Genomic DNA, 21752 nt, shown 5'->3' with positions numbered 1-21752 from the left:
ATGCTATAATACAAACGTATTAAGCGAATGCTTTGATCCACATTGTTGGGGAAAAAAACAGTGTGGTTTTTTTATGGAGGAATTTATGAAAACAAATAAAAAAGATATTATCAGTATATTACTTGGAAATACGTTACTTGCACTTGCTGTTATTTTATTTATTGTTCCAGGGCATTTATTAAGTGGAGGTACAACAGGTATTTCTTTATTTTTAAATCATTATTTTCATTTACCTATTTCAATATTTACTTTTATTTTTAATTTTATTGTTTTTATTATTGGTGCACTTATTTTAGGAAAGAAATTTGCTTTACAAACACTTATTTCAACATTTTATTATCCATTTATTTTAGGTGTGTTTGAATTTTCTTTTCAAGGTTTTTATTTAACCGATGATATTTTAATTAACACACTTTTTGCAGGTGTTTTAGTTGGGGTTGCTATTGCTATTGTTATTAAAGCAGGTGCTTCAACAGGAGGTATGGATATACCACCCCTTATTTTAAATAAATTATTTAAAATTCCTGTTTCTATTTCAATGTATGTTTTTGATACACTAATTGTGTTAGTACAATTTGGTTTTTCTGATATTAGACAATGTCTGTATGGGATTGTATTAATTTTTATTTATACAATGGTTATTGATAAGATTTTAGTAATGGGTGCTCAAAAAATCGAAGTTAAAATTATTTCTTCGAAATATGAAGAAATTAGAAAGGCTATTTTAACGAACGTTGATCGTGGAGTAACAATGCTTCATGGACAAACAGGCTACTTATTAGAAAATACAGAAGTTTTAATTAATGTTATTTCGACAAGAGAACTTGTTCAAGTTGAAAGACTTGTAAAATCTATTGATGAAGATGCGTTTATGATTATCTCAAATGTTCATGAAGTTCAAGGAAGAGGATTTAACTTAGAAAAGGAATATATTGAAAAATAAGATGTATCATTTATCTTTGTATTTTGATGAAAAAACAAATCAAAAATTATCTTTTCTAAGTAAACAGATTGAAAAAGAACTTCATCAAAATTATTTAGAAAAACATCATATTCCTTTTCATCTCACTGTTGCGACTTATAAAGAAATAAAGGAAGATAAATTTATTGAATTGGCAAATGAGCTTTTTACAAAAGGAAAGAAGCAAGAACTTTATTTTGTTTCAATAGGGTGTTTTCAAAAATCAACGCTCTATTTATTACCTGTTTATAATGAGTTTTTAAATCAGTTGATTTTAAAAGTACATCATACTTTTGATGAAAATGTTTCCATTTCACAAAAGAATCGCTATTTACCGTATCATTTTGTACCCCATGTTTCTATAAGCAGAAAGTTAAATGAACAACAAACTAATCAAGCATTTAAAATATTAAATCATTATTTTGAACCTTTTCATGGAAAAGTTATTAAGATTGTTTTAGCAAAGACAAATCCGTATCAAGAAATAAAGATCTGGGATTTATGATGCTTGTTAAGCATGATATAAACTATAAAAGAAGCATTTAACATTTTATGCTTCTTTTTTTATAATGAAGACAAGGGGAGAAATGAAAAATGTTTTCTAATAAAGAATTAAGAAGCATGATCGTTACTTTGTTTTTTGAACAATTACTGATTATGCTTGTAGGAATTGTCGATACTTTTGTCGTAAGTAGTTGTGGGGAAGCAGCAGTTTCCGGAGTATCACTTGTCAATCAATTCAATACAATTTTTATCTATTTATTTACAGCACTTGCTTCAGGTGGGGCAATCGTTGTTAGTCAATATATAATGCAGGAGCAGCGTTATATCGTTCAATGGCCAAAACCAAAGTAACAATGTATATTTCATTTGCTGCAAATATTATCAATGTTGTGGGAAATATTATCGGTGTTTATGTTTTAAAAGCAGGAGTTGCAGGGGTTGCGTATCCTTCACTTATTTCACGTGTTTTTTCAGCAATCATTATCACAGTTTTATGTTTTAATAAAAAATTGGAAGCTTACTATGATTCAAAAGATATTTTTAGATTTGATGGAAAGATGCTCAAACGTATTTTAAATATAGCAATTCCTAATGGGGTCGAAAATGGAATTTTCCAACTTGTAAAAGTGGCTTTAAGCTCAATTGTAGCGATGTTTGGAACCTATCAAATTGCAGCCAACGGGGTTGCACAAAGTATTTGGTCATTAGCGGCACTTATTGGTTCAGCAATGGGGCCTGTCTTTATTACTGTTATTGGACAATGTATGGGAGCAAAGGATGTTGATCAAGCAAAATTCTATTTCTCTAAACTTATTAAATGGTCGCTTGCTTTTTCAATTGTATGGAATGTACTTGTTTTAGCGATGACACCATTTATCTTACAATTCTATAATCTTGCGAATGAAACAAAACATTTAATTATTATTCTTGTTATTATTCATAATATTGCCAACACCGTTGTCTTCCCACTTTCTGGACCATTATCTCAAGGATTAAGAGCTACAGGAGATGTCAAATTTACGATGATTGTTTCAATTGCTTCAACAGTGGGTGGAAGACTTGTCTTATCTATTATTCTTGCTTTAGGACTTCATTTAGGTGTTATTGGAATTGCTCTTGCAATGTGCGGCGATTGGACAATTCGTGCGATTATTTTCTATTATCGTTATAAATCAAATGCTTGAACAAAATTTGAAGTTATTTAAAAAGAGGATTTTATGATATAATGTTTTCAAACTAAGAAAGGAGTATTTTTATGGCAATTGATATTAAAGAAATACTTGCAAATGGTTTGTTAGATTTATGCCACAAAAAAGACTTATCTCAAATAACAGTTAAAAATCTTCTGGAAGCAACAGGAGTCAGTAGACAAACATTTTATAATCATTTCTTAGACAAAAATGATTTAATCCAATATATTTATAATCATAAAATTATTAATCATTTTAATGGACAAAATCAAAATCTTAATTTTTATGAATCACTTATAGAATCTTTTGAACATATGAAACAATATCAAACCTTTTTAAAACAAGCATGTCTAATGGAAGGACAAAATTGTTTAAAAGATTATATTCCTAAACATTGCGAAGACTTTGATTTAAAATGGCATCAACAACTTTATGGTGAAAAACCAATGCCTGATGCGTTAAGATTCGCCACTATTTATCATGCGAATGCTTCAAGTGCAATGACTTTATCATGGATTCTATCTGATATGAAAGTCCCTGTGGAAGAAATGGCAAAAATGATTACCCAAATGCGAGGACTGGGAATGGATGATTTATTTCAAGGAAGTGATTGTACAACAAATCCTTATAAAATTGACAAATAATCTTTTTTGTCAATTTGTTGACAGAGTAATTTAATTATAAATTACTCTTTTTTATAAGCATGTTACAATAAAAGTGAAAGAAGGGAATTGTATGAAAAAGACACTTTATTTAATGCGACATGGACAAACATTATTCAATTTACAACATAAGATTCAAGGGTGGTGTGATTCGCCACTTACAGAATTAGGAATCAAACAAGCGAAAGTTGCGGGAAAATGGTTTAAAGATCACGATATTACTTTTGATCATGCTTATTCAAGTACGAGTGAAAGATGTTGTGATACATTAGAACTTGTGACAGATATGCCTTATGTACGTACTAAAGGTTTAAAAGAAAATTATTATGGGGAGTTAGAAGGAGAAAGTGAAAGATTAAATTCTCATTTAACACCTAAAGATTGTGAAACATTCTATTTACAATATAAAGGAGAATCCTCTAATACGACAAGAGATCGTATGGTAAAAACTTTAACAGAAATTATGAATAAAGAAGACCATCATAGTGTTTTAGCCGTGAGTCACAGTGGGGCTTGTTTTAACTTTTTAAGAGCTTTTCAAGATCCAATGGAAGAATTAAAAAAAGGATTTGGAAATTGTTGTATTTTTATTTATGAATTTGATAATGGAACATTTACATTAAAAGATGTGATTAGACATCAAATCTAGGAGGAAATATGGAATACGTTAATTTAGGTAAGACAGATATTAAAGTTTCAAAAGTATGTTTAGGATGTATGGGATTTGGTGATCCACAAGCAGGAATGCATTCTTGGACACTTCCTTATGAAGAATCTAAAAAAATCATTAAGCATGCCCTTGATCAAGGAATCAACTTTTTTGATACTGCTATGGGATATCAAGGAGGAACATCAGAAGAATATTTAGGACGTGCCATCAAAGAATTTTCAAAAAGAGAAGATGTTGTTATTGCGACTAAATTTATGCCACGTAGCCAAGAACAAATTAATCAAGGTATTAGCGCAAGAGAACATATTGAAACATGCTTAAATAATAGTTTAAAAAGATTACAAATGGATTATGTAGATCTTTATATTCTTCATCGTTGGGATAATATAACTCCTATTGAAGAAACAATGGAAATCTTAAATGATCTTGTTAAATCAAAAAAAGTAAGAGCCATTGGTGTTTCTAACTGTTTTGCTTGGCAAATTGCTAGAGCTAATGAAATTGCTAAAAACAATGGATGGGCAACCTTCCAATCAATTCAAGGACATTACAATCTAATCTTTAGAGAAGAAGAAAGAGAAATGAAACCTTATTGTGATTTAATGGGTGTTTCTATGACACCTTATAGTTCACTTGCTTCGGGAAGACTTTCAAGACATCCAGGGGAAACATCTAAAAGATTAAAAGAAGATACCTATGCTAAAGGTAAATATGATGAAAGCGAAAAAGAAGATCTTGTCATCATTCAAAGAGTTGAAGAACTTGCTAAAAAAAGAAATTGTTCGATGTCAGAAATTTCTTTAGCATGGTTAATGTCTAAAGTAACTTCACCAGTTGTTGGTGCGACAAAACTTAGTCATATTGATACGGCTTGTAAGGCTTGTGATTTAAAATTAACAGTTGAGGAAATAAAATATTTAGAAGAATGTTATAAACCACATCCATTAGTGGGTGTCATGAAAGAAAATAATCAATAAAAACAAGAAAGATTCTTTTCTTGTTTTTTATTTTTTGTTATATTATAAAAGATGAACAAGAAAGAGAGTAGATAATATGGGTATTGTAGTAATTGGAGCAGTTTTTGTAGATATTAAAGGATTTCCACTAGATGCATATATTCCAACTGGAAGAAATGCAGGACATATTAAATATATTCATGGCGGTGTAAGTAGAAATGTGGTAGAAGATATAGCAAACATTGAATTACGTCCAACATTTTTATCAATTGTTGATGATAGTGCTTTGGGAGAAGATGTTATTCGTAAATTACAAAGACATAAAGTTAATACAGAATATGTTCAAAAAATTCCTGAAGGAATGGGAACATGGCTAGCTGTATTTGATAATGATGGTGATTTGGCAGGTTCTATTTCTCAACGTCCAAATTTAATGCCAATTTTGGATTTAATTAATGAAAAGGGCGATGAAATATTCAAAGGTTGTGATTCAATTGTTTTAGAAGCTGATATTGATCCTGAAATTATAAAAACTGTTTTAGATTATTCAAAAAAATATAACAAAAAAGTATTTGGTGTTATTTCGAATATGACACTTGCAGTTGAAAGAAGAGACTTATTACAACAATTTGATTGTTTGGTATGCAATGAATTAGAGGCAGGCATTTTTTTTGCTGAAAATTATAGTAAAAAAAGTCCAAAAGATTTATGTGAAATCATTTATCAAAAAGTTTCTGCAGGAGCTATTAAATCAATGGTTGTTACAATGGGAAGCAAAGGAAGTATTTATGCCGACCATTTAGGAAATAAAGGAATCTGTCTTGCTAAAAAAGTAACTGTTAGAGATACAACAGGTGCTGGTGATGCTTTTTGTGCAGGGTTAACAATAGGACTTACTTATGGAAAAGAACTTTCTGATGCAGTTGAAATTGGAACAAAATTAGCAGCTTCTGTTATTACATCATCAGAAAATGTATGTCCACGTTTTTTACCACGTGAATTGGGATTGGATATGGATGTATCTGATTGTTAAAAATATCCTAGAGGATTAGGATATTTTTTTTGACAGTCTATAAATAAAGTTATAGAATATGTGCAAGTAGGTGAATTTTATGGATTTAAAGAAAATAAAAATAACAAAACAAGCTAAAATATGTTTGAGTCTCCTTATAGCCATTATCATGCTTCTTTTTATCATTATTATTTTGTATAATGATAAATTTTATCCAAATACCTCAATAGGTGGAATAGATGTTTCAAATATGACTTTGTCAGAAGCTAAAAATGCTGTTCAAACGGATTTGAAAAATCATGTTCTTGTTATTAAAGGCAGAAATAATGCAAAATATGAATTAAGAGGCGCGGATATTAATTTGAATGCTAATTATGAAAAACAAGTAGAAGATTGCTTTAAAAAGACACATGGATTATTTTCGTTTTATAAAATAATTTCAGGTGAAGATTTTGATGTAAATTTTGATGTTTCTTATAATAAAGAGGCCTTTAAAAATAATCTTTCTCAATCATTTTTAATAACAGGAGATAATTATAAAATTACAGCACCAGTAGATGCACATGTGGAATATGATAAGACTGCTAAAAGTGGTAAAGTTATTAAAGAAAAACAAGGAAATCAATTAGATCAAGATAAGTTTTATAGTTATGTTGAAAAGTCTATTCAACAATTAAAGACAAGAGTCAATTTAGATAAGGCAAATGTTTATTTAAAACCAAAATATGTACAAACTGATAAAGAGGTACTAAATGAGCTAAGCCAGTATAATAATTATTTATGTCGTTGGGTTTGTTTTGATATGGGTGAAAAACACTATGAAATAATTTCCCCTAAAGAAATTAAAGATTGGATAGTTATTGGTGATGATGCTTCTGTTTCAATTGATCAAGAAAAAATGGCGCAATGGGTTGAAAAATTCTGTTTGAAATACAAAACAGTAGGAAAAACAAGAAAATTCAAGTCACATACTGGTGAAGTATTAGAAGTATCTGGTGGAGATTATGGATGGCAAATTGATTATAGTCAAACTGTTGATCAAGTTTATAAAGCGTTGACAGAAAATAATACGCAAAGTGATGTAGATGCATATGTAAAAAATAAAAGTAATACAAACAAGAAAAAACTACTTAAGAAGTTAGAACCTATTTATAAAAATAAAGCTTACAAAATGAACTTTGAAAATCCAACAGAAGATTATAATACTCAAACATATACCGAAGTGGATATTTCAGAGCAAATGGTTTATGTCTTCCAAAATGGACAAGTTGTTTATAGTGCAAAATGTGTAACAGGACTTCCAAGTGATGTAACACGTTCTACTAAAACAGGATGCTGGTATATAAAAGATAAAAAACTCGAATATACTTTAACAGGTGCGGATTATACAACACCAACTAAATATTGGGTTCGTATTACATGGACTGGAACAGGATATCATTATATGAATCGAAGTGATTGGGATAAATGGTCGCCTGAATTATATAAAACAAGAGGTTCTCATGGATGTATTAATTTACAATTAGAAGATGTTAAAAATATTTACAATCTTGTTTCTATGAGAGACATGGTATTTATACATGATTAGAAACCATCGAAAGATGGTTTTTTAATTTGCAAATGAATTGCATATTTATTGACATAATAAAAGAGGAATGCTAGAATCTAGGAAAATGCAAATGAATTGCAAATAAGAGGTGGTAATATGCGTTATAAAACGAAAACTTTTCAATTGATTGAAAATTACTTGAAAACGTGTTGTGATAAATGCTTTCGAGCACATGATGTTTACGATTATATCGTAGCAAATGAAATGAAAGTAAATATCTCAACTGTTTATAGGAATTTAGAACAGTTTGTTGATGCAGGACAATTAATTAAATATAAATCGGGGAATAATGATGTTTGGATGTATCGTCTCAATCAACAGTTTAGTCAATGTCATGAACATCTTCATTTACAATGTAAAGAATGTGGAAAAATTATTCATATAAAAAAAGAATCGATGGATTCTATCATCACAATGCTAGAAAAAGATTATAAATTCTTTTTAGACTGTGATATTTCTACTATTGGTGGTTTATGCAAAACATGTATGATGAAAAAGGAGTTAAAATGAACAAATTATTAAAATACACATTTATGTTATTATGCTGTTTTTTGCTGATGGGATGTTTACCTTTAGATAAAGAAACAGATAAAAAAAGTATTGTTTGTACAACGTATGCCCAATATAATTGGTTACAAGAAATTATTGGGAAGAATAATTCAACATTTGAACTTACTTTACTTATTAAAGATGGAGCTGATTTACATAGTTATCAGCCAACAATTAAAGATTTAGCAAAGGTATCATCTGCTGACTTATTTGTATATGTTGGTGGAGAATCCGAACAATGGGTAAGTGATGCGTTAAAAGAAGCAAAAAATAAAAATATGTTAGTTGTTGATATGATGGATGTTTTAAAAGAGAGAATCAAGGAAGAAGAACATGTGGAAGGAATGAAAGAAGATCACGACGAAAATGAAGATGAAAGTGAATATGATGAACATGTTTGGCTTTCACTTATTAATGCACATGAAGTGGTTCGCTATCTATCAAATGAAGTACAAAAATTAGATGATGTCCACAAAAAAACATATGAAGAAAATACGATACGCTATTTAAATGATATTGATGATTTAAATCATCAATATGAACAAGTGGTAGAAAATGCCACTACTAAAACATTACTTTTTGCAGATCGTTTTCCATTTAGATATTTACTGGATGATTATGATCTTAATTATTATGCGGCTTTTCCTGGATGTTCTGCAGATATCGAAGCAAGTTTTTATACGATTACTTTTCTAGCAAATAAAATAGATCAATTGGATTTAAAAAGTATTTTTGTTATTGATCAAACAAATTTAAAAATTGCACAAACAGTTAAAGATAATACACAAAAGAAAAATCAAAAAATTATGTATTTAGATTCTTTACAGTCAGTTGATGATCAGAAAATCAAGGATGGTTATAGTTATTTAAAGGCAATGAAATATAATTTAAAAGTCCTTAAAAAGGCATTATAAAATAAGGAGATATTATGTCATATATAAAGATAGAAGATTTATCATTGGGATATGATAGTGAAATTGTTTGTTCAAATATAAATTTTGAAATTAATAAAAATGACTATTTATGTATTATAGGAGAAAATGGGGCAGGGAAAAGTACCTTGATCAAGACAATTTTAGATTTAAAAGAAAAAAAAGCAGGTAAGATTTTATTTTCTGAAAATTTAAAAAAATCAGAAATAGGGTATCTTCCTCAACAAACAGTTGTTCAAAAAGATTTTCCAGCAACTGTCTATGAAGTTGTTTTATCAGGTATGTTGTCACAATTAAAATATCGCCCTTTTTATACAAAAAAAGAAAAAAACCATGCAAAACAAGAAATGGAAAAATTGGGAATTACGCATTTACAAAATAAAAGTTATCGCCAGTTATCTGGTGGACAACAACAACGTGTTTTATTAGCAAGAGCTTTATGTGCTTCAGATAAAATTCTATTATTAGATGAACCAGTAACTGGTTTGGATCCTCAGGTTACACAAGAATTTTATGGCTTATTAAAATCATTAAATGAACAAGGAATGACTATTGTCATGGTTTCTCATGACTTATCTGTATTAAAATATGCAACGCATGTTTTATATTTAAAGAAAAAAGTCCCCATTTTTATGGAAAAAGAAATGTTTATTGAAAGGTATGGAAAGGAGATTTATAATGACTAATTTTATTGCAACATTACAATATTATTTTTCTTATCCTTTTGTACAGTATGCTTTAATTGTTGGAGTTTTAATTGCTTTATGTTCTTCATTATTAGGAGTAACACTTGTTTTAAAACGTTTTTCATTTATTGGGGATGGTCTTTCACATGTTGCCTTTGGGGCAATGGCTGTGGCGACGGTTTTACAGTTTACATCACAAACTTTATTTATCATGATTGTTACAGTTATTGCAGCTATTTTTCTTTTAAGGACGGGGCAAAATACTAAAATAAAAGGAGATTCGGCTATTGCTATGCTATCTGTAGGGGCTTTAGCTATCGGTTATTTAGTAATGAACATTTTTTCAACTTCAGCTAATGTTTCTGGAGATGTTTGTTCAACGCTTTTTGGGTCAACAACAATTTTAACTTTGACACATTTTGAAGTAATCGTTTGTATTGTTATGTCATTGCTTGTTGTGTTGTTTTATGTTTTATTTTATAATCGAATCTTTGCAGTTACTTTTGATGAAGAATTTATGAAAGCAACGGGTAAAAAAGTAGAATTATATAATTTGATTATTGCTGTTTTAACAGCCGTTATTGTTGTTCTTGCGATGAATTTAGTAGGTTCATTATTAATTACAGCTTTACTTATTTTTCCAGCTTTGTCAGCAATGAAAATAATGAATAGTTTTAAAGGAGTCGTTATTTATTCTGCAATTTTATCAGTTATTGGAGCATTTGTAGGAATTATATTATCAATATTGTTTTCAACTCCTGTTGGAGCAACTGTTGTTTTTATTAATATTATGATCTTTATTATTAATTGGATAATTTCAATATTTAAATAAGTGATTGAAAATCCTTTCTTTTCAAAAAGAAAGGATTTTGTTAAAATATATGAGGTGATTATAAATGGATGGAATATTATTAATAAATAAACCTGCAGGCTATACAAGCCATGATATTGTAGGAATAGTAAGAAAAAAATTACATACAAAAAAAGTAGGACATTGTGGAACATTAGATCCTGATGCAACGGGTGTACTTGTTGTATGTGTCAATAAAGCAACAAAAGCAATTCAATTTTTGATGAGTGATACAAAAGTATACAGGGCAACTTTATCGCTAGGGAAAAGTACAGATACATATGATGCCAGTGGAAAAATATTAGAAGAAAAAGAAGTTGGACAAATATCAAAAGCACAAGTTATTGATGTTTTAAATTCATTTTTAGGAAAATCTAAGCAAAAACCGCCAATTTATTCAGCAATTAAAGTAAATGGTAAAAAGCTTTATGAGTATGCAAGAAATGGTGAAGAAGTAGAAATTAAAGAACGTGATATAGAGATTATGATGATTGAATTAATTGATTTTTCAAATAATGAGATTGTTTTCGATGTTAAATGTTCTAAAGGAACCTATATTCGTTCTTTATGTGTTGATATTGCTAAAAAACTAGGGTATCCAGGACATATGTCTCATCTAGAAAGAAGACAGGCAGGGCGCTTTTTAATTACTGATTGTATTACTTTAGAACAGTTAGAAAATGATGATTATTCTTTACATTCAATAGATGACGCTTTGTGTGGCTTTCCTCAATTAAAATTAGATGATCCAACGCCAGTTTATCATGGTAAACAAATTAAAAGTGATTTGACTGGCCAAGTAGCGATTTATGATAATCAAAATCATTTATTAGCTATTTACGAAAGTACGGGACAAGGCTATTTGAAAAATGTTAGAGGTCTATGGTGATGGAAATCATTCATTTGTCAGTTGATACTCCCATGCAAGTTCATGATTCTGTTTGTGCACTAGGCTTTTTTGATGGTGTTCATTTAGGACATCAACAACTTTTAAAAGAGGTTGAACATATTGCTAAAGAAAAGGGACTAAAAAAAGCGATAATGACATTTTCTGTACATCCTAAACAAATTTTAGAAAATAATGATTATCATTATTTGATGTCATTATCTGAAAAAATAAATATTTTAAAACAATGGCAATTTGACTATTTTTATATTATTGATTTTGATCAAACTGTTGCAAATTTAAAACCCAATACTTTTTTACAAAATTATATTATAAATCATCAAATAAAACATGTTGTATGTGGTTTTGATTTTCATTTTGGAAAAAAAGGAATGGGTGATGTACATGTTTTACAAGAAAATAAATCATTTGATGTCACTGTCATAGAAGAGTACAGTGAGGATGCATTAAAAGTATCTTCATCGTACATAAAAAAGTTGTTAAATGAAGGAAATATTGAAAAAGCAAATCATTTATTGACACGATTTTATCGTGTCTCTGGACAGGTTATTTATGGTTTGCAAAATGGGAGAAAGATTGGTTTTCCTACGGCCAATATTGATTATGGACACTATGTTGTTTTAAAAAAAGGTGTTTATGGGGTCTATATAACTATTAAAGGAAAGCAATATAAAGGAATGGCTAATATTGGTTATAATCCTACAGTAGGGCTTATTGATAACTTATCTTTAGAAGTCAATATTTTTGATTTTGATCAAGATATTTATGGTAAAGATGTGGATGTGGATTTTGTGTTTAGGGTAAGAGATGAAAAGAAATTTAAATCTTTAAATCATTTAAAAGAACAATTACAAAAAGATAAAAAACATATTGATCAATTTTTGGATTAATATGTTTTTCTTTTGTCTAAAATATAAGAGGTGAAGAAAATTGCTTTATATTCATTTATTTCTAGCAAATTTAATATGGGGATTAAATGTGATTGTTACAAAATTAAATTATGATTCTTTTCATCCTCTTTTTTTAGCAATGCTAAAGATACTTTTTTCTGTATTAGCGCTGCTGTTTTATATTTATTATAAAAAAATTTCTTTTGAAAAAGTATCTATAAAAAAATTAATAGTGCAAACAAATTTAATTAATGTTATTAATTTTTTGTTGACATATTATGGTATGCAATATGTAGAAGGGACGATGACAGCAACGATTAATTGTTTAGCACCAGTTATGATGTTTATTGTATCTGTTTCTTTGTGCAAATGGAATTGGAAAATTCTGATCTCATTCATGATGAGTTTTTTAGGGTTTTTAATAGCCATTCATTTTCGACTTTTTAATATAGGAAAGGGAATCTTTTTTTTAATAACGGCATTGTTTATTTACAATTTTGGTAATTATCGATTAAAAGATATTACACATAATCCATTCATTTATAACTTATATATGTTATTAATAGCTTTTTTTGAATTTATTGTTATTTTGTTGTTTCAAAAGAATGATTTATTTAAAACAGTAAACACTTTTTCTTTATGGTTATTTATTTTAACTTCTGGAATTGGATATGCCTATATTCAATGTGTTTATTTTTTATCAATTCATTCAATAGGTCCTTTAAAAACAAGTTTTTTTATGGCATTTAGTCCTGCTTTTACCTATTTTTTCTCTTTGATTTTATTAAAAGAAAAATTTGATTTTTTTGTTTTAATTGGATTTATAGTGATTTTTACAGCTTCGTTTTATTTTATCTCAAAGAAAGAAAATTAGATTTAGACAAGTATATGACTTCATGATATACTTATATGTAGAAATGTGATTAAAAGAGGTTGTTAACATGAAATATTTGAATGAAATTATAAATGTATTAGGAATGAAAACAATTATTATTATTTCGGTAAGTATTTTAGTTTTGATATTGGTTATTTTGACATATCGCTTGTTAAAATTAAAACATTATCGTAATGAAATCGTTGATTTAGAAAATAAAATGAATGCAATTAAATCCTTACCTATTCAATATCGACTAGGAAGGGTAAAAGGAATTGCTAAAAATATGCCAGAATTGCAAGAAAAATATGAAACTTATGATGCAAAATTTGCTGAACTAACAGATCTTCAAAATGATGAAATCATTCCGCTTGTTAATGATATTGATGAAGCACTTTATTATCGAAAATTACGAGGTGTTCAAAAAAAGATGAACTCTTTAGAGGAAAAAGTGATTCATTATGCAAAGGAATCAAAACAACTTTTAAAAGATATAGAAGTTATTACAGAAATTGAAAATATTCAAAGATTAGAAATTATCAAAGTTAAAGAAAAATATCGTGCTACAAATGATAACTATGCACAGATTCGTTTTAAAGTTGAAGACTACGTTCCTAAAGTACAAGATGTATTTCATGATATTGATGAACGCTTTGTTGAATTAGAAAATTATATGAATAATCAACAATTTGAAGAAGCTAAGACATATACAGAAGATATTTCAAAATATATCGATGCTTTGGATCAACAGTTAAGTGATTTACCTACATATATTTCTGTTGTTCGTCAATATTTACCAAAACGCTTAAATGAACTAAAGTCAATTATGCAAGATATGCAAGAAAAAGATTTTGCTGTTGAAAGAATGAATGCTTCGATCCGTATTTCTAAAATTGATAATGATTTACACGAGACAGAAAAAAATATAAAGAATTTAAAAGTGGAAAACGTTGGACAAAATATAGAAGTCATGACGGATGAGTTAAATCTATTGTATTCTGATTTTGAAAAAGAAAAAAATGCATATGCACTCTACGAAGAAAAACGAAATGAATGTTATAAATTCGTTAATAAGATAGAAAGCGGACTTTTAGAGGCTAAAGAAAGTATTCATGAGTTAGAAAAAAACTATATTTTAGGTGATTATACGATTACAATAGAAGATGATTATAATCAATTTCAATCAATTGTTGATGATTTAGCGGAAATTACAAAGATTATTGAAACTAAAGATTTTTCTTATATAGAAATGATTGATGATTTTTCAAGAATTGTTGAACAAAGTAAACCATATAATGATTCTTTGATTAAACATATTGAATTAGCAGAAACATTACGTATTCAAGAAAAGAGAGCTTTGGATGAGTTAGATAATATTAATATTGTTTTATTAGAAATTAAATCTGAAATTAGAAATAAACATTTACCAATGATTAGTGAATCTTATCAAGATTATATTGATGACTCTTATCAAAAAGCAGATTCCATCTTAAATTTTATTAGAAAAAGACCAATTGATTTAAAGAGTTTGTCACTTCAAGTAGATGCTGCAAGAGATGTTATTTATAAATTGTATGATAATGTGCATAATTTGATTGTTACTGCTGAAATGGTAGAGGATGCAATTGTTTTTGGAAATAGATATCGTTCTTCATTTTTAGAAGTTAATACAGAGCTTACAAAAGCGGAATTACTTTATAGAAATGGGGAATATACAAAAGCATTATCCACAGCTGTTGATATTATTGAAAAAATAAAACCAGATTCTTATGAAATGTTGGTTAATAAAAAAAGTCCTAAGGCTGAATAGGACTTTTTTCATGAGGGTCATATGTTATCGAAAATTGAATAAAAATAAAATATGGAGGGAAATATGGTATATCTAGATTATGCTGCGACCACACCTTATAATAAGGATGTTTTAAAAACATATACACAATTGTTAGAAAAATATTTTTATAATGCTGATAGTATTTATAGTCAAGGAATTGAAGTGAATCGCTTATTAGAAAAATCGAGAGGTTTACTTGCTAAAATGTTAGATGTTGATGAAGAAGAAATGATTTTTACAAGTTGTGGAAGTGAAGCAAACAATATGGCTATTAAAGGAATTGCTTTTCAATATCAAAATAGAGGGAAACATATTATCACAACTTCGATAGAACATTCTTCAGTGTATGAAACATGTAAAGAATTAGAAGAAGTATTTGGATTTGAAGTAACTTATTTACCTGTTGATCATACGGGACATATTCATATTGATGATTTAAAGAAAAGTATTCGAAATGATACGATTTTAGTGAGTGTCATGTGTATTAATAATGAAGTTGGATCTATTCAACCCATTGAGGAAATAAAAAATGTACTCAAAGATCATCCGCTTGTTAAGTTCCATGTTGATATGGTGCAAGCTTTAGGTAAGATAAAGATAGATTTAAAAGGTATCGACTGTGCATCGTTTTCTGCACATAAAATAAATGGTTTAAAGGGGAGCGGATTGCTTTTTAAAAGAAAATCTACTACTTTAGTACCACTTATTAATGGAGGACAGCAAGAGTTTGGTTTACGTGGAGGAACTAGTAATGCTTGCACGTATATTGTTCTTGCTAAAACTTTAAGATTAGCATTAGAAAATTTTGATCAAAAAGAAAAATATGTTTCGAAATTAAATAAATATTTAATAAAAGAATTACAGACAATTCCAGATGTTATTATTAACACTGGAGGTAAAGTGTCAAGTCATATTGTTAATTTTTCATGTATTGGTTATAAACCAGAAGTTATTTTGCATGCTTTGGAGGAAAAAGATATTCTTATTTCTACAAGAAGTGCGTGTAGTTCTAAAACAAGTGATGTTTCTAGGGTGATGCAACAATTGCATTTGCCTGATGAAGTTGCAAAAAGTGCTTTGAGAGTAAGTATAAGTGATTTGACAAAAGAAGAAGAAATTGATAAATTTATTTATTGTTTGAAAGAAGTATTAGATTCAATAAAAAAACAGAGGTAAGATATGGAAGCAAATTATATTGTCGTTCGTTTTGGAGAACTTACAACAAAAGGTAAAAATAGAAAATTATTTACACAAAAATTATTAAAAAACGCAAAAGAAATTCTTTTTGAATTTCCACAATTACAATATCAATTACAATATGATCGTTTATACATTTATCTAAATGGTGCAAATCATTTGTTAGTCAATGAAAAATTAAAAACAGTTTTTGGTATTCATTCTTTTTCAAATGCCTATAAATTTGAAAAAGATCTAGATGTTGTTAAAGATGCAATTGCTAAAATGATCAACGAAGATACAAAAACAACATTTAAAATCAACACAAAACGTAGTGATAAAACATTTCCTAAAAAGTCACAAGACATTAATAGAGAAATTGCAGGACATGTTTTTCATCATGTAGATAGACAGTTAAAAGTAGATGTTCATCATCCAGAAATGTTGGTTACAGTTGAGATTAGACATGACGCTATTTACGTTATGACAAATGTTATTAAAGGTGCAGGTGGATATCCTGTTGGTATTGGTGGAAAGGCATTGTTAATGTTATCGGGTGGAATTGATTCTCCTGTAGCAGGATATTTAACTTTAAAACGTGGTGTCGATATTGAATGTGTTCACTTTGCAGCGCCACCATACACAAATGAATTTGCTAGAGAAAAAGTTTTTGATTTAGTAGATAAATTAAGACATTATACACATGGTCAGATTACAGTTCATGTTGTTAATTTTACAAAATTACAACTTGCAGTTTATGATCATTGTGATGAAAGTTATGCCATGACAGTTATGCGTAGAATGATGTATCGTATTGGAGAAAAACTTGCTATAAAAAATCATTGTTTAGCACTTGTTAACGGTGAAAGTATTGGACAAGTGGCTTCACAAACATTAGATAGTATGAATGTAATCAATCAAGTTATTTCAATTCCGGTATTAAGACCTGTGTTATGTCTTGATAAATTAGAAATTATTGATATTGCTCAAAAAATAGATACTTATGATATTTCTATTAGACCACATGAGGATTGTTGTACAATTTTCACACCTAAAGCACCTGCTACAAAACCAAAAAGTTATAAGGCTGAAGCTTTTGAAGCAACTTTTGATTATGAAACATATGTTAATGAATGTGTAGAAAATGTTGAAACAATTGTTGTTGATGCAAACTATAAAAATGATGAAGAGATTTTTTAAAAAAGGCGTATAGTTTTTTATTCCTGATGCAAAATAAAAGTGTCAGGAGGTGACACAACATGGCACAAAGTAATAATAGCAATAGATTAGTTGTACCAGGAGCTCAAAATGCGATCGACCAAATGAAATATGAAATTGCAAATGAATTTGGTGTTAATTTAGGTCCTGATACAACTGCTAGAGCGAATGGCTCTGTTGGTGGAGAAATTACTAAAAGATTAGTTAAAATGGGACAAGAACAAATGTCTCGTTCTTCATATAATAACAAATAGTAATATGAGAATAGTTTTCTTAATAAAAGAGGACTATTCTTTTTTTATAAGTGTTGAAAGAGCTTACATTTTTTTGATAATTTCACTTAGAAATATTGTTTTTGTGTACTAAATTATGTACAATATAATTATATTGCTAGGAGGTAAATTATGGTAAAAGTAATGGCGGTAAACGCAGGAAGTTCCTCTTTAAAATTCCAATTGATCAATATGCCAAGTGAAGAAGTTATCACTTCGGGATTAGTTGAAAGAATTGGACAAGAAGTTGGGAATTTTGTAATTAAAGTAAATGGAGAAAAAATACAAACACAAACACCAATTCCTGATCATCAAGTGGCAGTTGACTTATTATTAAATGCTCTTGTTGATCATCATATTGTTGAAAGTTTAGAAGAAATAGATGCAGTGGGACATCGTGTTGTACATGGAGGAGAAGATTTTGATGATTCTGTAGTCGTTGACGAAGAAGCAGTAAAAAAAGTTGCAGATTTATCAGAGTTAGCTCCTTTACATAATCCAGCAAATATCATTGGTTATAAAGCATTTAAAGAAGCTTTACCTGATCATGTAGGACATGTTTTTGTTTTTGATACGGCATTCCATCAAACATTAGATAAAGAAAGATATTTATATCCTTTACCACTTGAATATTATACAGATTTAAAAGTAAGAAAATATGGAGCACATGGGACAAGTCATAAATATGTTTCTCAACAAGCTATTGAAATGTTAGGAAATCCTAAAGAATCAAGAATTATCGTTTGTCATTTAGGAAATGGAGCAAGTATTTCAGCTGTTCAAGATGGTAAATGTATTGATACATCTATGGGATTTACACCACTTGCAGGTGTAATGATGGGAACACGTTCTGGAGATGTTGATCCTTCAGTTATGCCTTATTTATGTAAAAAATTAAATAAAACAGCAGATGAAGTTTTAGAAATCTATAATAAAAAATCTGGAATGTTAGGAATTTCAGGCATTTCTTCTGATTCTAGAGATATTGAAAATGCCTTATTTAACGAAGGAAATGAACGTGCTTTATTAACTGGTTTATTATATGCACGTATTGTTTCAAAATATATTGGACAATATTACGCTGAATTAGGTGGTTGTGACGCTATTTGCTTTACAGCGGGAGTTGGTGAAAACGCTGCTTATTTAAGACGTTTAATTATTGACAATGTCTCAAGAGCATTTGGTGTTTTCTTAGATGAAGAGCTCAACAGCATTAGAAGTGATGAAAATCGTGTGATTTCACACCAGTATTCTCAAATTAAAGTGATGGTCATTCCAACAAATGAAGAAGTCATGATTGCAAGAGATACAGTTCGTTTGTTAGATTTATAAACCTGTGCAAACAGGTTTTTTCTTTGTCTAAGGTATGTTATTATAAAATAGGGTGAAAATTATGATAGAAAAGATTTTAAATAAAATAGAAGAATATGAATGTATTTGTTTATATCGTCATGTTAATCCGGATTATGATGCTTTTGGGAGTCAATTCGGAATGTATGATTTAATTCAAAATACTTTTGAAAATAAAGAAGTCTATTTTGCAGGTGATTTTTCTTCTGATTTAGTGGCTAAATATCAATTTAATGGAGAAATCAATGAACCGAATTTTGAAAAACCAACTTTAGGAATTGTTTTAGATACAGCTAATCAAGAAAGAATTGATGGTGATATTAGTTTATGTAAAGAAATTATAAAAATTGATCACCATATTGTTGTTGATTCTTATGGAAATTTAAATTTAGAAGATAGTACAGCTTCTTCATGTAGTCAAATAGTGGCTTTGTTTTTAAAAAATAAACGTGTAAAACTTTCAAGCTTTGGAGCTGCGGCTCTTTATATGGGAATTATAGGGGATACAAATAGATTTATGTATTCAGCTACTGATGAACGTACTTTTGAAGCGGCAATATATTTATATAATTATGATTTTGATATGCAAGCACTTTATGAAAGAATGTATATGAAACATGCGAAAGATTTAAAAGTGAATGCTTTTATCCTAAATCATTATATTGAAGATGAGGGTGTTGCTTACTATGTTTTAAAAGATGAAGATTTAAAACATTTAAATATTTCAAGAGAAAGAGGCTCTGATTTTGTTAATTTATTAAGTTCAGTTGATGAATATAAAGTATGGTTAGCTATAACAGAAAATACAAAAGATCATAATTGGCGTGTTTCAATGAGATCGAGACATATTCCTGTTAATGAAATTGCGAATAAATATCGAGGTGGCGGACATGCGTTTGCTTCGGGGGCAACACTTTTATCTTTAGATGAATTATCTTTATTATTAAATGATATCAAGGAGAGAATAAATGAATAATTTTATACAAAGTATCATTGACGAAATAAAAAGACATTTTTCTTCATCTAAAATACAAACAACTAAAAAATGGAGCTATTTAATTCCATTGATTGTCGTTTGTCTTTTAGGTATTATAGGAGAGTATGTTTTATTACTACCAATTCATTATCAATCTCAAACATTTATTTTCCATTTGATTTTTTTAATTGTTATCTTTGTTATTTTACATGCGATATTATTAGGTACATTTGATAAAACATCTAAATATTTAATGTTTGTAGTCGTTGCCTTATTTGTTTATATAGGCGTTGGTTCGGTATATAGTTTGCCTATTTTTCATGCAAAAACATATCAAAATCAATTACAATTAAATAAAAAAGCTGATTTTTATAAAGATAATGAGACGATTTCTTATCAATCAATTCCTGTTGTAGATCGTGAAAGTGCTATTAAACTAGGTGATCGAAAAATGGGACAAATGATAGATTATGTTTCACAGTTTGAAGTAGATGAATCTTATGAACAAATTAATTATCAAGATACTCCTTATCGAGTTACACCATTAGAATATAGTGATTTAATTAAATGGATAACAAATCGAAAAGAAGGCTTACCAGCTTATGTTAAAGTGAATATGGTAAGTCAAGAGTCTGAAGTTGTTGAATTGAAAGAAGGCATGAAATATTCAAAATCTGAACATTTTGGTAGAAATATTAATCGTCATTTAAGGATGAATTATCCTACGAAAATGTTTGAAGAATTAGCTTTTGAAATTAACGATGAAGGTATTCCTTATTGGATTGCTCCTGTATTTGAATATAAAATAGGTCCCTTTGGTGGAAAAGATATTGTAGGAGCAGTTTTAGTAAATGCTGTTGATGGTAAGCATAAATATTATGATATTAAAGATGTTCCTAATTGGGTAGATCGTGTTTATCCAGCAGATTTAGTTATTCAACAGTTAGAAAATTATGGAAAATATACACATGGTTATATTAATTCTGTTTTCTCACAAAAAGGTGTGTTACAACCAACAGATGGATATAATTATATTGTTATTGATGATGATGTTTATTTGTACACAGGTCTTACAAGTGTTTCTAAAGATGCAAGTAATGTTGGATTTGCATTAATTAATTTACGTACAAAAGAAGGCAAATATTATCATATTTCTGGAGCAGAAGAATATTCGGCAATGTCTTCGGCAGAAGGAAAGGTACAAAACTTAAAATATAAAGCAACATTTCCAATTTTAGTCAATGCAGGAGGAGAGCCTACTTATTTCCTTTCTTTAAAAGATAGTAGTAATCTTGTTAAGATGTATGCTTTTGTCAGTGTTAAAAATTATCAAATTGTAGCAACAGGAAGTAGTGTATCTGAGGCTGAAAAAGCTTATTATGAGGTTTTATCTCAAAATGGTAAAAGTCATGAAGAATTTGAAGAAAATACTTTAACTGGCAAAATTTCTTCAATTAATAGTGCTGTTAAAGAAGGCAACAGTGTCTATTATTTTAAACTAGAGGGTGATGATCATATTTATATTGCGGATCTGTCCCTTTCTAATTCGTTACCGCTTGTACAAGCTGGCAATGAAGTTGAAATTCATTTTATTTCGAATGAACATCAAAGTGTGGTTATTAGTCAATTTAAAGCTAAATAATTTAAAATAGGAATACGAGTTATTCCTATTTTTTG

General features: G+C 28.8%; 23 protein-coding genes. All 23 read left to right on the top strand.

Annotation, left to right across the window (positions count from 1 at the left end; all coding sequences use genetic code 11):
* The first annotated feature begins 85 nt into the window (after positions 1 to 85).
* Positions 86 to 943 carry a YitT family protein gene (locus C7U54_RS04830; RefSeq protein WP_107029475.1) on the top strand — a complete coding sequence of 286 codons (858 nt, stop codon included), beginning with the start codon at positions 86 to 88 and terminating at the stop codon, positions 941 to 943.
* Complete coding sequence (locus C7U54_RS04825) at positions 933 to 1466, top strand: 2'-5' RNA ligase family protein (protein ID WP_107029474.1); 534 nt, start codon at positions 933 to 935, stop codon at positions 1464 to 1466. Before C7U54_RS04830 ends, C7U54_RS04825 begins: the two co-directional genes overlap by 11 nt.
* Before the next feature lie 89 nt (positions 1467 to 1555).
* Positions 1556 to 1816 (top strand): MATE family efflux transporter, encoded by a 261-nt coding sequence (locus C7U54_RS15105; protein ID WP_233545097.1) that lies wholly within the window; start codon positions 1556 to 1558, stop codon positions 1814 to 1816.
* Complete coding sequence (locus C7U54_RS04820; protein WP_241522567.1) at positions 1798 to 2649, top strand: MATE family efflux transporter; 852 nt, start codon at positions 1798 to 1800, stop codon at positions 2647 to 2649. The genes C7U54_RS15105 and C7U54_RS04820 overlap by 19 nt, the downstream gene beginning before the upstream one ends.
* A 71-nt stretch (positions 2650 to 2720) precedes the next feature.
* The gene (locus C7U54_RS04815) at positions 2721 to 3299 is read left to right on the top strand and encodes a TetR/AcrR family transcriptional regulator C-terminal domain-containing protein (RefSeq protein WP_107029473.1); all 579 of its coding nucleotides are present in this window, start codon (positions 2721 to 2723) and stop codon (positions 3297 to 3299) included.
* A 91-nt stretch (positions 3300 to 3390) separates the two neighbouring features.
* A complete protein-coding gene (locus C7U54_RS04810; protein WP_032090124.1) occupies positions 3391 to 3966 on the top strand; it encodes a histidine phosphatase family protein in 576 nt (191 codons plus the stop codon).
* 8 nt (positions 3967 to 3974) lie between these two features.
* Entirely contained in the window at positions 3975 to 4964 is a 990-nt protein-coding gene (locus C7U54_RS04805; protein ID WP_107029472.1) for an aldo/keto reductase, read from the top strand.
* Between the two features lie 76 nt (positions 4965 to 5040).
* Positions 5041 to 5976, top strand: coding sequence for a carbohydrate kinase family protein (locus tag C7U54_RS04800; protein ID WP_107029471.1), 936 nt, complete (start codon positions 5041 to 5043; stop codon positions 5974 to 5976).
* A 79-nt stretch (positions 5977 to 6055) separates the two neighbouring features.
* Positions 6056 to 7543 carry a L,D-transpeptidase family protein gene (locus tag C7U54_RS04795; protein ID WP_107029470.1) on the top strand — a complete coding sequence of 496 codons (1488 nt, stop codon included), beginning with the start codon at positions 6056 to 6058 and terminating at the stop codon, positions 7541 to 7543.
* Between the two features lie 117 nt (positions 7544 to 7660).
* The gene (locus C7U54_RS04790; protein WP_107029469.1) at positions 7661 to 8074 is read left to right on the top strand and encodes a Fur family transcriptional regulator; all 414 of its coding nucleotides are present in this window, start codon (positions 7661 to 7663) and stop codon (positions 8072 to 8074) included.
* Positions 8071 to 9027, top strand: coding sequence for a metal ABC transporter substrate-binding protein (locus C7U54_RS04785; RefSeq protein ID WP_206603590.1), 957 nt, complete (start codon positions 8071 to 8073; stop codon positions 9025 to 9027). Before C7U54_RS04790 ends, C7U54_RS04785 begins: the two co-directional genes overlap by 4 nt.
* Positions 9028 to 9041: 14 nt before the next feature.
* Positions 9042 to 9731, top strand: coding sequence for a metal ABC transporter ATP-binding protein (locus C7U54_RS04780; protein WP_107029467.1), 690 nt, complete (start codon positions 9042 to 9044; stop codon positions 9729 to 9731).
* Entirely contained in the window at positions 9724 to 10563 is an 840-nt protein-coding gene (locus C7U54_RS04775) for a metal ABC transporter permease (protein WP_022001489.1), read from the top strand. Before C7U54_RS04780 ends, C7U54_RS04775 begins: the two co-directional genes overlap by 8 nt.
* Before the next feature lie 64 nt (positions 10564 to 10627).
* Positions 10628 to 11470, top strand: coding sequence for a tRNA pseudouridine(55) synthase TruB (gene truB / locus C7U54_RS04770; protein WP_022001490.1), 843 nt, complete (start codon positions 10628 to 10630; stop codon positions 11468 to 11470).
* Complete coding sequence (ribF, locus tag C7U54_RS04765; protein ID WP_227351761.1) at positions 11470 to 12378, top strand: riboflavin biosynthesis protein RibF; 909 nt, start codon at positions 11470 to 11472, stop codon at positions 12376 to 12378. Before truB ends, ribF begins: the two co-directional genes overlap by 1 nt.
* 40 nt (positions 12379 to 12418) lie before the next feature.
* The gene (locus C7U54_RS04760) at positions 12419 to 13252 is read left to right on the top strand and encodes a DMT family transporter (protein ID WP_022001492.1); all 834 of its coding nucleotides are present in this window, start codon (positions 12419 to 12421) and stop codon (positions 13250 to 13252) included.
* 67 nt (positions 13253 to 13319) lie between these two features.
* Positions 13320 to 15062 (top strand): septation ring formation regulator EzrA, encoded by a 1743-nt coding sequence (locus C7U54_RS04755; RefSeq protein ID WP_107029465.1) that lies wholly within the window; start codon positions 13320 to 13322, stop codon positions 15060 to 15062.
* Between the two features lie 63 nt (positions 15063 to 15125).
* A complete protein-coding gene (locus tag C7U54_RS04750) occupies positions 15126 to 16259 on the top strand; it encodes a cysteine desulfurase family protein (RefSeq protein ID WP_022001494.1) in 1134 nt (377 codons plus the stop codon).
* Positions 16260 to 16262: 3 nt separating this feature from the next.
* Entirely contained in the window at positions 16263 to 17459 is a 1197-nt protein-coding gene (gene thiI, locus C7U54_RS04745; protein ID WP_107029464.1) for a tRNA uracil 4-sulfurtransferase ThiI, read from the top strand.
* A 59-nt stretch (positions 17460 to 17518) separates the two neighbouring features.
* Positions 17519 to 17731 (top strand): alpha/beta-type small acid-soluble spore protein, encoded by a 213-nt coding sequence (locus C7U54_RS04740; protein ID WP_022001496.1) that lies wholly within the window; start codon positions 17519 to 17521, stop codon positions 17729 to 17731.
* Positions 17732 to 17881: 150 nt separating this feature from the next.
* Positions 17882 to 19081 (top strand): acetate/propionate family kinase, encoded by a 1200-nt coding sequence (locus tag C7U54_RS04735; RefSeq protein ID WP_107029463.1) that lies wholly within the window; start codon positions 17882 to 17884, stop codon positions 19079 to 19081.
* Between the two features lie 61 nt (positions 19082 to 19142).
* Complete coding sequence (locus tag C7U54_RS04730) at positions 19143 to 20075, top strand: DHH family phosphoesterase (protein ID WP_107029462.1); 933 nt, start codon at positions 19143 to 19145, stop codon at positions 20073 to 20075.
* Complete coding sequence (locus C7U54_RS04725) at positions 20068 to 21717, top strand: CPBP family intramembrane glutamic endopeptidase (RefSeq protein ID WP_107029461.1); 1650 nt, start codon at positions 20068 to 20070, stop codon at positions 21715 to 21717. The genes C7U54_RS04730 and C7U54_RS04725 overlap by 8 nt, the downstream gene beginning before the upstream one ends.
* Positions 21718 to 21752 lie beyond the last annotated feature (35 nt).

Origin of the sequence: Faecalibacillus intestinalis, from assembly GCF_003024685.1 — a bacterium.
In the GTDB taxonomy this organism is placed as follows: domain Bacteria; phylum Bacillota_I; class Bacilli_A; order Erysipelotrichales; family Coprobacillaceae; genus Faecalibacillus; species Faecalibacillus intestinalis.
Note: the sequence above shows the minus strand (reverse complement) of the source record. Positions and strands in the feature narration are given on the sequence as shown.

Excerpts from the sequence above, each read along its gene's own strand:
- thiI (WP_107029464.1), top strand. The coding sequence starts at position 16,263 with ATGGAAGCAAATTATATTGTCGTTCGTTTTGGAGAACTTACAACAAAA.
- C7U54_RS04775 (WP_022001489.1), top strand. The coding sequence starts at position 9,724 with ATGACTAATTTTATTGCAACATTACAATATTATTTTTCTTATCCTTTT.
- C7U54_RS04830 (WP_107029475.1), top strand. The coding sequence starts at position 86 with ATGAAAACAAATAAAAAAGATATTATCAGTATATTACTTGGAAATACG.
- C7U54_RS04735 (WP_107029463.1), top strand. The coding sequence starts at position 17,882 with ATGGTAAAAGTAATGGCGGTAAACGCAGGAAGTTCCTCTTTAAAATTC.
- C7U54_RS04755 (WP_107029465.1), top strand. The coding sequence starts at position 13,320 with ATGAAATATTTGAATGAAATTATAAATGTATTAGGAATGAAAACAATT.
- C7U54_RS04740 (WP_022001496.1), top strand. The coding sequence starts at position 17,519 with ATGGCACAAAGTAATAATAGCAATAGATTAGTTGTACCAGGAGCTCAA.
- ribF (WP_227351761.1), top strand. The coding sequence starts at position 11,470 with ATGGAAATCATTCATTTGTCAGTTGATACTCCCATGCAAGTTCATGAT.
- truB (WP_022001490.1), top strand. The coding sequence starts at position 10,628 with ATGGATGGAATATTATTAATAAATAAACCTGCAGGCTATACAAGCCAT.
- C7U54_RS04785 (WP_206603590.1), top strand. The coding sequence starts at position 8,071 with ATGAACAAATTATTAAAATACACATTTATGTTATTATGCTGTTTTTTG.
- C7U54_RS04790 (WP_107029469.1), top strand. The coding sequence starts at position 7,661 with ATGCGTTATAAAACGAAAACTTTTCAATTGATTGAAAATTACTTGAAA.
- C7U54_RS04750 (WP_022001494.1), top strand. The coding sequence starts at position 15,126 with ATGGTATATCTAGATTATGCTGCGACCACACCTTATAATAAGGATGTT.
- C7U54_RS04795 (WP_107029470.1), top strand. The coding sequence starts at position 6,056 with ATGGATTTAAAGAAAATAAAAATAACAAAACAAGCTAAAATATGTTTG.
- C7U54_RS04810 (WP_032090124.1), top strand. The coding sequence starts at position 3,391 with ATGAAAAAGACACTTTATTTAATGCGACATGGACAAACATTATTCAAT.
- C7U54_RS04800 (WP_107029471.1), top strand. The coding sequence starts at position 5,041 with ATGGGTATTGTAGTAATTGGAGCAGTTTTTGTAGATATTAAAGGATTT.
- C7U54_RS04780 (WP_107029467.1), top strand. The coding sequence starts at position 9,042 with ATGTCATATATAAAGATAGAAGATTTATCATTGGGATATGATAGTGAA.
- C7U54_RS04730 (WP_107029462.1), top strand. The coding sequence starts at position 19,143 with ATGATAGAAAAGATTTTAAATAAAATAGAAGAATATGAATGTATTTGT.
- C7U54_RS15105 (WP_233545097.1), top strand. The coding sequence starts at position 1,556 with ATGTTTTCTAATAAAGAATTAAGAAGCATGATCGTTACTTTGTTTTTT.
- C7U54_RS04815 (WP_107029473.1), top strand. The coding sequence starts at position 2,721 with ATGGCAATTGATATTAAAGAAATACTTGCAAATGGTTTGTTAGATTTA.
- C7U54_RS04725 (WP_107029461.1), top strand. The coding sequence starts at position 20,068 with ATGAATAATTTTATACAAAGTATCATTGACGAAATAAAAAGACATTTT.
- C7U54_RS04820 (WP_241522567.1), top strand. The coding sequence starts at position 1,798 with ATGGCCAAAACCAAAGTAACAATGTATATTTCATTTGCTGCAAATATT.
- C7U54_RS04805 (WP_107029472.1), top strand. The coding sequence starts at position 3,975 with ATGGAATACGTTAATTTAGGTAAGACAGATATTAAAGTTTCAAAAGTA.